At 28.1% G+C, this 11,221-nt stretch carries 12 protein-coding genes and 2 pseudogenes; all 14 read left to right on the forward strand.

The features are described from left to right. Positions 1-66 precede the first annotated feature (66 nt). The 14 genes and pseudogenes from EK17_RS06995 to EK17_RS07055 all read left to right on the forward strand — a co-directional run bounded on the left by EK17_RS06995 (position 67) and on the right by EK17_RS07055 (position 11,211). A complete protein-coding gene (locus EK17_RS06995; protein WP_035586604.1) occupies positions 67-837 on the forward strand; it encodes an N-acetyltransferase in 771 nt (256 codons plus the stop codon). A 38-nt stretch (positions 838-875) separates the two neighbouring features. After that, positions 876-1,151 (forward strand): annotated as a pseudogene (locus tag EK17_RS07000) (four helix bundle protein); the annotation flags it as partial. 171 nt (positions 1,152-1,322) lie between these two features. Next, positions 1,323-2,282, forward strand: a complete 960-nt coding sequence (locus EK17_RS07005; protein WP_035589098.1) for a Gfo/Idh/MocA family oxidoreductase — start codon at positions 1,323-1,325, stop codon at positions 2,280-2,282. Between the two features lie 12 nt (positions 2,283-2,294). Then, entirely contained in the window at positions 2,295-2,540 is a 246-nt protein-coding gene (locus tag EK17_RS07010; protein WP_035589100.1) for a hypothetical protein, read from the forward strand. Then, positions 2,521-4,011 carry a DegT/DnrJ/EryC1/StrS family aminotransferase gene (locus tag EK17_RS07015; RefSeq protein WP_051904499.1) on the forward strand — a complete coding sequence of 497 codons (1,491 nt, stop codon included), beginning with the start codon at positions 2,521-2,523 and terminating at the stop codon, positions 4,009-4,011. The genes EK17_RS07010 and EK17_RS07015 overlap by 20 nt, the downstream gene beginning before the upstream one ends. Beyond that, positions 3,980-4,105 carry a hypothetical protein gene (locus EK17_RS09550; RefSeq protein WP_269557964.1) on the forward strand — a complete coding sequence of 42 codons (126 nt, stop codon included), beginning with the start codon at positions 3,980-3,982 and terminating at the stop codon, positions 4,103-4,105. Before EK17_RS07015 ends, EK17_RS09550 begins: the two co-directional genes overlap by 32 nt. Before the next feature lie 3 nt (positions 4,106-4,108). Then, positions 4,109-4,516: pseudogene (locus tag EK17_RS07020) on the forward strand (UDP-N-acetylglucosamine 2-epimerase); the annotation flags it as partial. 88 nt (positions 4,517-4,604) lie between these two features. After that, entirely contained in the window at positions 4,605-5,501 is an 897-nt protein-coding gene (locus EK17_RS09105) for a glycosyltransferase family 2 protein (protein ID WP_051904500.1), read from the forward strand. Further along, complete coding sequence (locus tag EK17_RS07030; protein WP_035589101.1) at positions 5,498-6,490, forward strand: glycosyltransferase family 4 protein; 993 nt, start codon at positions 5,498-5,500, stop codon at positions 6,488-6,490. The genes EK17_RS09105 and EK17_RS07030 overlap by 4 nt, the downstream gene beginning before the upstream one ends. Then, entirely contained in the window at positions 6,483-7,280 is a 798-nt protein-coding gene (locus EK17_RS07035; RefSeq protein WP_035589104.1) for a hypothetical protein, read from the forward strand. Before EK17_RS07030 ends, EK17_RS07035 begins: the two co-directional genes overlap by 8 nt. Further along, on the forward strand, positions 7,277-8,530 hold the full coding sequence (locus EK17_RS07040) for a lipopolysaccharide biosynthesis protein (RefSeq protein WP_035589106.1): 1,254 nt from the start codon (positions 7,277-7,279) through the stop codon (positions 8,528-8,530). The genes EK17_RS07035 and EK17_RS07040 overlap by 4 nt, the downstream gene beginning before the upstream one ends. A gap of 247 nt (positions 8,531-8,777) precedes the next feature. Next, a complete protein-coding gene (locus EK17_RS09425) occupies positions 8,778-9,122 on the forward strand; it encodes an acyltransferase (RefSeq protein ID WP_198018166.1) in 345 nt (114 codons plus the stop codon). A 13-nt stretch (positions 9,123-9,135) separates the two neighbouring features. Next, entirely contained in the window at positions 9,136-9,957 is an 822-nt protein-coding gene (locus EK17_RS07050; protein WP_035589107.1) for a glycosyltransferase family 2 protein, read from the forward strand. An 18-nt stretch (positions 9,958-9,975) separates the two neighbouring features. Beyond that, the gene (locus tag EK17_RS07055; RefSeq protein WP_035589337.1) at positions 9,976-11,211 is read left to right on the forward strand and encodes a protoporphyrinogen/coproporphyrinogen oxidase; all 1,236 of its coding nucleotides are present in this window, start codon (positions 9,976-9,978) and stop codon (positions 11,209-11,211) included. Positions 11,212-11,221 lie beyond the last annotated feature (10 nt).

Here is an 11,221-nt window from a genome sequence, read left to right on the forward strand (position 1 = left end):
TATACTTGCGTTCAGGTTTTGAATTTAGAAAAGTTTTTAATAAACCTAACAAGAAAGGATCTTTTTATGGAGAAATTTGAAAGATGCGTTATTGACCCATCAAGTGTGATAGGTGAAAATACACAGATTGGTTATTTTACCGTTATAGGTAGGGATGTAAAGATAGGCAAGAATTGCCAGATAGACAATAATGTTGTTATTCATGAGGGTACAATTATTGGTGATAATGTCAGAATTGATGATAATACCGTTATTGGCAAGCAACCAATGAAATCACCCATTAGTGCAACAACAAAAAAACAGCAACTACCACCAGCAATGATTGCGGATAATTGCTTGATAGGCACATCAGTTGTGATTTATGCTGGTTGCAAGATAAATAAGAATGTGCTTGTAGCAGATCTATCTACCATTAGGGAAAATGTTGAGATAGGCGAATACACGATTGTTGGAAGAGGCGTTGCAATAGAAAACTTCTGCACCATTGGCAAACGATGCAAACTTGAAACAAATGTATATATCACAGCCTACTCTGAAGTTGAGGATTACTGCTTTATAGCTCCAGGTGTTTTAACATCTAACGACAATTATTTAGGCAGAAGTCAAAAAAGGTTTAAAGAATTTGGTGGGGTTAAAATTCAAAAAGGTGGAAGAATAGGTGTTGGTGCGGTTATATTGCCAAACAAGACTATAGCTGAAGACAGCGTGGTTGCCGCTGGAAGCCTTCTTACAAAAGACACTCAACCCAAAAAGATCTATGCAGGCTTACCTGCAAAATACTTTAGAGATGTGCCAGAAGATGAGCTGTTGGAGAATCAATTCAGCATTAAGCGCTAAGTATCAAGGACTAAGTTTTAAAAGGGGAAAACGTAATCATGAAATGTGAAAATTTGGATGTTTGGAAAAAAGGCTGTAGGCTTTCTATTGAAATATACAAATATTTCAAAGACCTGAAAGATTTTGGCTTTAAGGATCAGATAACAAGAAGCAGTTTGTCAATAGCTTCTAATATTGCAGAAGGAATGGAAAAAGAGTCCGACAAAGAAAAGATTAGATTTATCGAAATCGCTAAAGGTTCTTGCGCAGAATTAATAACGCAGATATATATTGGAATAGAAATTAATTATATAGAAAAGCAGTTGGGTTTAAAATAGATTAAAGAATTAAATGAAATTTTAAAAATGCTGACAGGTCTAAAAAACAATTATATAAAAGTTCTAAGCTCTAAGAGTTAAGTTAAACGCCAAAAATTTAATCTCAACTTTTAACGCTTAGCGCTTAACACTTAATACTTAACGCTTAACGCTAACTCAGGAGGTTTTATGAAAAACTTTGTCCTAATAGGTGCAGCAGGTTATATCGCACCAAGACATATGAAGGCAATTAAAGATACCGGTAATAATCTGCTTGCAGCAGTTGATCCAAACGACAGTGTAGGCATTATAGATTCATACTTTCCAGAAGCCCATTTTTTTACAGAATTTGAAAGGTTTGATAGGCATGTTGATAAGCTAAGAAGAAGAGGAAATAAGGTAGATTTTGCATCTATCTGTTCCCCAAATTACCTTCATGATGCTCATATAAGATGGGCATTGAGAAGTGGAATAAACGCAATATGCGAAAAACCTCTTGTTTTAAATCCCTGGAATTTGGATGCTTTAGAGGAGATAGAGCAAGAAACAGGGAGAAAAGTTTACAATGTTCTTCAATTAAGACTTCATCCTTCAATCATTTCACTAAAGGATAAGATAGAAAAAGAGACTTCTAAAGAGAATAAAAAATACAACATAGACTTGACCTATATAACCTCAAGAGGCAGATGGTACTTTGTTTCGTGGAAGGGAGATTTATCAAAGTCCGGCGGTGTTGCAACAAATATCGGAATACATTTCTTTGATATGCTGATGTGGCTTTTTGGTGAGGTAAAGAACAGCGAGGTTCACTACTGTGAGCCTTTAAAAAAGATGGCAGGCTTTATAGAGTTAAAAAAAGCTTATGTTAGGTGGTTTTTGTCAGTGGATTATAACGATTTACCCGATGATATAAAACAAAAAGGTCAGAGAACATACAGATCTATAACAGTAGATTCAAAAGAGATTGAATTTTCTGGTGGCTTTACAGACTTGCATACACTTGTTTATAAAGATATATTAAACGGCGGAGGTTTTGGCATTAAAGATGCAAGACTATCTATTGAGCTTGTGCATCAGATAAGAAATGCCAAAGTTATAGGATTCAATGACAGGGCTCATCCGCTTGCAGAAAAGAGGCTTAAAGGCTAAAAGGGGTGTTAAGTGAGATTGATAGTAGATATAAAAGACAAAAACCTTGCTGATAAAATCATACAAATTCTAAAGATTTTTGAAGATAGCGGGGTAGATATTAAAGAAATTCACGAAAAAGAAGAAAAATGGAGTAATGAGTACATAGAAAAGCACTGGGAAGAAATACTGCTTAAGACAAACAGCGTTGACTTAGATGATGATGAGAGACTATACGATGCTGCAGCGAGGTTTTATCGTGAAAAACATTTTGATTGATATAAATATCATACTTGACTATTATGAAAAAAACAGAAGAGAAAGATATCCTGAGTCCATAAAGGCGTTTGATTATTTAAAAAATAAGGAGTTTGCATTTATTGCATCTTCTGCTATCAACAATATTGAGTTTTTGCTCTATGATAGTCTTTCATTAAAATACCCACAATTAACAAGGAAAAATAAATTGCAGATTATTCATAAGTGTATAGAAGAAATTTTATCTTTTTTCAAAATATCAAAAACTCCATCTTATGTTGAAATAGATTATGAAAATATAGAGGATAGCTTAATAGTAGCAAGCGCAAAAGCAATTGATGGATTGGTATTAACAAGAGATGAAAAGCTACTAAGAAAATATCCTGATAAAACAATTTCCCCTGAAGAATTTTTGAAAACCTATACTTCTAACAACTTTGAAACACAAAAAGTAGAAATGTTAGACTTAACTAGAGAAACATTTTATATGTACTCAGATATAGAAAAAAATATAGATGAAGTAATAAAGAAATCAAACTTTATCCTTAGTGATGAAGTTAAACAGTTAGAAGAAAAAATAGCAAGCTATATAGGAACAAAATATGCAGTTGGAGTATCATCAGGAACAGATGCATTAGTTTTATCTTTAAGAGCTTTAGCAATTCAAAGAAAAAAACAGGAATACTGGGATAAAGAAGATTTAATAATAACAACTCCGTTTACTTTTACTGCTACTGGAGATGCTATTTTAAGAAGTGGAGCAACTCCTTTATTTGTTGATATTGATTTAGATACATACAATATAAATCCTGAGCTTGTAGAAAAAGCAGTTAAAAAATACGGGAAAAAAGTTAAAGGAATAGTTCCGGTTCACCTTTACGGTCAACCTTGTAATATGGATGAAATAGTTAGAATAGCAAAAGAATATGACCTTTTTGTTGTTGAGGATTGTGCCCAGAGTTTTGGAGCAAAGTGGGATAATAAACAGACAGGAAGTTTTGGAGATGCAGGTTGTTTTAGTTTCTTTCCTTCTAAAAACTTAGGTGGATTTGGTGATGGTGGAATGATAACAACAAATGATGAAAATCTTTATGAAATTCTACTTATGCTTAGAAAACATGGTGGTAAAAATAAATATAATGTTGATCATATAGGTTATAATGCAAGGTTAGATACTTTACAGGCAGCAGTACTACTTGCAAAGATGAAATATATAAATGAGTTTACAGAAAGAAGGAGAAAGATAGCAGAAATTTATAATGAAAATTTAAAAGATATAAATTGGCTAAAAACTCCATATACACATCCTAAGGCTTATCATGTGTTTCACCAGTATACAATTAGAGTTTTAGAGAGAAATAGAAACGTGGTACAACAAGAACTAAAAGAAAAGAGGGTCGATTCTATGGTTTATTATCCTGTTCCCCTACATAAAATGAAAGTTTTCAAAAAAAAATGGGATGGAAGTATTTGGGGAATTAAAAGAAAGTGAAAAAGCATCTAAAGGCGTATTAAACTTACCAATAGGTTCTTGTTATGATGCTAAAATAATAGAAAAAATAATTAAAGGATTAATTGTTGTTTAAAAAATGAGAATTTTAACTATTCTTGGAGCGAGACCACAGTTTATAAAAGCAGGAGCAGTAAGTAGAGAAATTAGAAAGCAACGAGAAAAAGGTGAAATAATAGAGGAAATCATTGTTCATACTGGACAACATTATGATAAGAATATGAGTAGTATATTTTTTGAGGAATTACATTTACCAAAGCCAAATTATTTTTTAGGTTCGGGTGGTAAATCGCACGGTGCTATGACAGGAGAAATAATTATAAAACTTGAAGAGATTATACTAAAGGAAAAGCCAGATATTGTATTGGTATATGGTGATACAAATTCAACTTTGGCAGGAGCAATTGTAGCAAGTAAACTTCATATAAAATTAGCTCATGTAGAAGCAGGGCTTAGAGGTTATAATATGAAAATGCCTGAAGAGATAAAAAATTAAAAAAAGGATAAATAATGAGCGCGCCAAGCAAAGCTAAAACAATCAAGCTGGACAATCCAGCCATAGGAAGTTTTATAAAATGATATCAATAATAATACCTACAAGAAATAGAGCATATACTTTAGAAAAAGTTTTAGAGAGTTATTATATTCAAAAGCATGTTGATGAGGTAATTATTGTAGATGATGGAAGTAATGATAATACAGAAGAAATTGTAGAAACTTTTGCAAAAAAATTTCCTCAAATTACTACAAAATATTTGGAACATAAAAAAAGAAGAGGAGCTGCTGCTGCAAGAATCACCGGATATAAAAATGCTAAAAATGAGTATATTTTATTTGGGGAAGATGATGCATACTTAGAAGATAATTATACAGAGGTCTTACTAAAAAAAATTCAACAAGATGAAAAAATAGGAATTGTCTCTGGTAGGATTATATATAAATTACCTAATGAAAGTAATAAAGAAGCTTTAAAAAGATTTGGATATGGATTTGAAAAAAAAGAACCATTTGATGTAAAACATTTTGGTATAAATATAAATGCATATTTTAGAGGGGATATTGAACTTCCTCTAACTCATGCATTGATTTTGACTAAAAAAAATTTACTTGAAAAATTTAGTTATGATAAATTTTATTCAAAAGGAAATGGATACAGGGAAGAAAGTGATTATCAGATAAACTTATTTGTAAATGGGTATAAAATAATTTGCACAAATGATACGCATTGCTTTCATTTAAGTAGGGAAGAAGTTAAAATTGGTGGACAAAGAGTTAATAGGTTTAAGCAGTTGTATTACGATATATATTATACAAAATATTTTTATGGTAAATATTATGATAAAGCAAAACAATTATTGGGATTACACTATAGTAAAAATATTGCTTTAATATTGTTTTCTATTGAAATGATAAAAATATTATTTCCTTTACATAAATTACCAAAATATTTAAAAAGGAAATTGTTTAAATGAAAATTGCATTGATAACACCATACAAAAATTTTCCCGGTGGAGTTGAAAGTGTAAATAAAATATTAATTGAAATTTTTAAAGAAGCAAATCATCAAGTATATTTAGTAACAACTGATAATTATAAAATTAGTTTTTTAGATAAGATTTTTATCAAATTTATAGGTTTACCTTATATAACTATGAAAAAGTTTGAAAAAATTCAAGATAGTTTTGATGTGATAATTGCTAATGGCGAATTTGGTTTTGGGATTAATTATCCTAAAACAATTAATCTTTTTCATGGTAGCTACAAAGGTTTAAGAGATTTTTTAAAAAAACAATATAATTTCAAACAATATTTAGGGCTTACTAAAAATGCTTATATTCAAAAGCTTAGTGCTAAAGATAAATATGTAGTAGCAGTTTCTGAATTTGTTAAAAATATTTTAGAAAGAGATGGTATAAAAGTTAATGAAGTTATTCCAAATTGTATAGACACTGATAAATTTAGACCTATGAATACAGGTAAAAATGATAAATTTATTTTTGTCGGCTCTTATAATTATTATGCAAAAGGATTTGATATATTAGAAAAATTGGCTGATAAAGGTTTTAAAATTGCTTGTGTAACAAATAAAAAACCAGGTCAAAGACTAAAATATTTAGGTAATATAAATAATGAAGATATGCCAAAAATTTATAATCAGTATAAAATATTGATTTTTCCAAGTAGATTTGAAGGTATGCCAATGGTACCGCTTGAAGCAATGGCTTGTGGATTGCCAATTGTAATGAGTAATGTTGGATTAGGCCCTGAATTAAAAAAGAAAATGCCTGAGTTTGTAGTTGATGAATGGGATGAAAAGAGTTTTATTCAAAAGATAAAATTAATAGAGAATAATTACGAATATTATTCAAAAAAAGCCAGAGAATATGTGTTGAAATATCACTCTTTTGATATTTACAAGAAAAAATGGTTAAATTTAATTCAAAGAGTCGCAAATGCTTAAATGGAAAATAGATAAAAATGTAATATCTGAACTTTACTATAATGAACAAAATATTATATATCCTTGGGGATTTGAGACTGCTGATAGCAGTGCTTTTTATTCTTTAGAAGATGGGTATGGTTATAGATATAAAATTATAAGTGAAAATATAAAATTTAGTGATAAATACTATAAAGCTAAAATAGTTACAAAAATGAAAGAGGGTCAATGGGAATTAAATATTGATGATAAGATAATTGATGATAAAACAATAGAAAGAAAAGTTGAAGCTATTACATTAGAAGATAGTTTTTTTATGGATTTTGTGGTGAGGTTTAGATTTAAAAAAGAATTTATAGAATATGTAAAAATAGCTGATAAAGTTATTTATCATAAAAATACAAACATTTATTATCAATATCCGGTAGAAGAAGTATTTTTAAAAGGAAAAGAATTGAACATCAAAATTAGTATTGTTGATAAAATAATTCCTAATGGTATGAAACCTGTTATGTATGTAAGAGATAATAATGATGAATGGATAGTTCATGTGAGAATGATTCCAGAAACATGGGATAAAGAAGTTATAAAATTATGTACCTCTTGGGCAAAAACAAGACCTTTGCCACAATTTTTATCAAATATATTTTTAGAATGGAAGTGGTTAAGAGAACAACTTTGGTATAGAGGTGAAAGAGATCCATATAAAAATAGAATTATTAGAAAATTTTTAAATCCATGTGCATTTGCTATAGTAAAATTAGCTAAAAATGAAAAACTTATGTGGAATGTAAAGTGTGAGATTTTATGAAAAGGTTGATTGTTTCAAATATATTTTATTCTTTAATTGAAAAATTTGTATTAATTGGATTTCAGTTTATTACTTCAATAATAATTATAAGGAATTTACCAAGAGAAGATTATGGAATAATAGGAGTAGTAGCTGGATATTTTGTTTTTTTGAATCTTTTAAATATTTCTATGGAATCAATTATTTTAAGAGATCATAAAAATTATGAAGGAAAAGAAAAAGAAATTCTTTCTAATTTTTTAATTTTTAATATTATTAAAAGTATGATTTTTTTATTTTTTGCAATTGTGTTATCTGTATTATTAATAAATATGTTTGAAAAAATAGAGTTTATTTATAGTATTTTTTCAATTACAACTTTATTAATAGCAGAATCCTTAGTAGCACCTTTTGTTATATACTTTACTGCTAAATTTAACCAACAACTTGTTACTAAAATTTCTATTGCAAAAGCAACGTTAAATTTATTATTAACAATAGGTTTATTTATGTATCCAACTTTAGAATATATTTTAATTAAAGATATTTTTGTTTCTTTTTTTTATGTATCTGTGTGGTTTTATTTAGTTTATAAATATTTGGATTTTTCTTTGTATTATTTGAGTTTAAAAGAGTTTGATTTTCAATTTATAAAAAAGTCTTTTTTTGGTTTTTCTTTATGGAGTCATTTAATAGGTAGTGTTACAAATTTTATATATAAGTCTGATACATTTTTTTTATCAATGTTTGTAGGCTTAACCACTATAGGAAATTATAATATCGCATTAAATAGTGCAAATATAGCTAATATTATTCCTGGGATTTTAGGGTATCAAAATGGGGTTGCACTTTCACATGTTAAAAATGATATAAAAAAGGCTAAAAGAATTACTATTCAATTTTTAAAATTATCTTTTTTAATAGGGATAGTTACTTTATTGGGATTTTATTTGTTTGGAAATTATTATATATATTTAATTACAGGTGAGTATAATGAAGATATTTATTTTTATATGATGTGTATAGTAACAGGATTAGTAATTGTGAAAACATTCGCTTCGCCTTTTTCTGCTTATTTGACAATAATATTTGATATTAAGGAATATTTTGTAAATGTGATTTTAAAAATATCTATATTTTCTACAATAATCTACCTCATAGGAGCTATGTTAGAAGGAACTAATGGTGTTGCTATAGGCAATATAATTATTGGTATAATGTTTTTTATGTTAACTTTAAAAAACTTTATAATAGAGGTGAGAAATGTATAAGCTATATAGAATTATTTTTTTACCATTGATAATTTTAGATAGGATAGCTTTTCATGTTTTTTTTAAATTTTACTACAGAAAAATATTTGGATATTATGGAAATAATATAAAATGGGGTAGGTATTATCTATGGAAATGTATACCATTTAATATTAGGATATCTAATCCTAAAAATATTTATATTTATGATAATTGTCAAATAGATGAATATTGTCATCTTATGTGTTCTAATCATGGTAGGTTAATATTGAAAGAGAATGTAAGATTAGCTAATGGATTTATCCATATTGGAGCATATGATGATATTGTAATAGAAAAAAATGTATTAATTGCTGCTTTTACTCAGATTATTAACGGAAATCATGAATATAAATTTAAGGATAAACCAATTATGTATCAAGGAAGTTTTGGGACTGGAAAAATTGTTATAGGAGAAGGTTCTTGGATTGGCAGAAATGCTTGTATTCTAGGTGGAGTGAAACTTGGAAAGAATTGCGTAGTAGGAGCAAATAGTGTTGTTACTAAATCTTTTGAAAGTTATTCAGTAATAGTTGGTAGTCCAGCAAAACAGATAAAAAATTTAAAATCATAAGAAGGAGAAAGAAATGTTATTATCAGCAATAACTATGGTAAAAAATGAAGAAGAGTTTGTAGGGTATGTAATTATGTCGATGTATGATTATGTGGATGAAATTATTGTAGTTGATGGGGGAAGTGAAGATGGAACTGTCGATATTATTCAGTATATAATGAAAGAACTTGATAAAGACAATAAAATTACATATTGGCAAGATTTAAGACCAAAAAATGAACTAATTCATACAAGAAACGATATGATAAAAGCTTGTAAAGGAAAGTGGATATTAAGATTAGAAGGTGATGAAGTGTATAGTGATGAAAATGCAAAGAAGGTAAGAGAATATATTGAAAAAGGAATCATAAAGGATAGTGTGTTATCTGTTGGGTGGCCATATTATTTTTTTGTAAATGATATTAATACTATTGTTCCAGTAGGTGAACCTCATACATTTGCTACCATAATGATAAAAAATGTAGAAGGTATTCATGCGGCACATCATGATAGAGGTGGAAATGAAACATTTTATGACGAAGGGTGGTTTGATAAAGATGGGAAAGAGGTTTCTATATGGCATCCAAAAGATAACCCTACTCAAAGAATTAAAGATATAGCTATACACCATTATGCTGGATTTAAAAGAACAACTAGGCATAAAGATTATATGCTAAAATGTAAAAAAGTACCTTTTAAAGAAGGTCACCCGGAAGTATTTTTAAGATATGATTTTAAATCTTTTATGAAATATGAAGGTTCAAAAGAGGTAATTAAATTAATTGAAAAAAATGTAAATTATAAACCTAAAAAAACTTTATGGGAAAAAATAAGAAAAAAATTAAAAGGTTATTAAAAAATGATGGAGAAAAAAATGAAGATATGCATAATTGGAGCTGGAATTACAGGATTAACAGCAGGTAAACTGTTGTCAAAAAATCATGACGTAATTATATATGAAAAAGACTCAAAAATTGGAGGAATCGCAAAAACTAAAACTGTAAATGGTGTAACTTATCATACAGTAGGTGGACATTGTCTAAATTCTAAAAATAAGCAAATTATGGAATTTATTTTTAATGAAGTTTTACCACAAGATAATTGGCATAAAGTTAAAAGGATAGCAAAAATATTTTTTAAAAATCACTATATATCATACCCAATTGAATTTTCAATTAAAGAGATTGCCGAGTTTGATGAAGATTTGGCTTTTAGGATTACGAGAGACTATTTTATAGCTAAAGATAAAGAGCATGCAACTAATTTAGCAGATTGGTTTGAGATGAAATTTGGAAAAACTTTAGCAAATGAATATTTTATTCCTTATAATAGAAAAATTTGGCAAAAAGATCCTAAAGATATGAGTTTTTTGTGGGTAGAAGGTAAATTGCCATTACCTAATAAAAAAGATTTTTTTAAAGCATTAATTAAACAAAATGAAGATACTATGCCTCACAATGAATTTTATTATCCAAATAGCAATAATCAAAATACTTTTATTGAAGCTTTAGCAAATAATTTGCAAATAATAACTAATTTTGAAGTTTTTGCTATAGAAAAAAATAAAAATAAGTGGATAATAAATAATAAGTTCGAATTTGATTTAGTAATTAATACTTCACCATTGGATAAATTACCTTTTTTAATTAAAAATTCTCCAGAAAAAATAAAAAATGAAGCAAGAAAATTAAAATACAATAAAGTGACAAATGTTTTATGGAAAACTAAACCTGTTAAATATACTTGGAGTTATTATCCTTCACCTAATACTATTTTTCATAGACATATTCACATTGGTAATTTTTTTAAACCAAAACAAAATTATACGATTACTGAGAGTATGGGGGAACATTCTTTTGAGGAAATGATTGAACATGGTAAAAGATTTAATTGTTTATTAGAACCTATTGATTATCATGTTTCAGATCATGCCTATGTTGTATATGATCAAAACTATAAAAATGCTACTAAAATTATAAAAGATTATTTAATTGAGATAGGGTTATATTCGATTGGTAGATTTGGAGAGTGGGAATATTATAATATGGATGTGTGTATGGAAAGTGCTATGAATTTAGTCAGGAAGATTGAAAATAAATTTAAATATTAGAAGGATGAAA

This window comes from Hippea jasoniae, assembly GCF_000744435.1.
GTDB lineage: Bacteria > Campylobacterota_A > Desulfurellia > Desulfurellales > Hippeaceae > Hippea > Hippea jasoniae.

What these genes read in the sequence shown, in the direction of transcription:
- EK17_RS06995 (WP_035586604.1), top strand. Translation starts at nt 67, where the DNA reads ATGGAGAAATTTGAAAGATGCGTTATTGACCCATCAAGTGTGATAGGT.
- EK17_RS07005 (WP_035589098.1), top strand. Translation starts at nt 1,323, where the DNA reads ATGAAAAACTTTGTCCTAATAGGTGCAGCAGGTTATATCGCACCAAGA.
- EK17_RS09550 (WP_269557964.1), top strand. Translation starts at nt 3,980, where the DNA reads ATGGAAGTATTTGGGGAATTAAAAGAAAGTGAAAAAGCATCTAAAGGC.
- EK17_RS09105 (WP_051904500.1), top strand. Translation starts at nt 4,605, where the DNA reads ATGATATCAATAATAATACCTACAAGAAATAGAGCATATACTTTAGAA.
- EK17_RS07030 (WP_035589101.1), top strand. Translation starts at nt 5,498, where the DNA reads ATGAAAATTGCATTGATAACACCATACAAAAATTTTCCCGGTGGAGTT.
- EK17_RS07035 (WP_035589104.1), top strand. Translation starts at nt 6,483, where the DNA reads ATGCTTAAATGGAAAATAGATAAAAATGTAATATCTGAACTTTACTAT.
- EK17_RS07040 (WP_035589106.1), top strand. Translation starts at nt 7,277, where the DNA reads ATGAAAAGGTTGATTGTTTCAAATATATTTTATTCTTTAATTGAAAAA.
- EK17_RS07050 (WP_035589107.1), top strand. Translation starts at nt 9,136, where the DNA reads ATGTTATTATCAGCAATAACTATGGTAAAAAATGAAGAAGAGTTTGTA.
- EK17_RS07055 (WP_035589337.1), top strand. Translation starts at nt 9,976, where the DNA reads ATGAAGATATGCATAATTGGAGCTGGAATTACAGGATTAACAGCAGGT.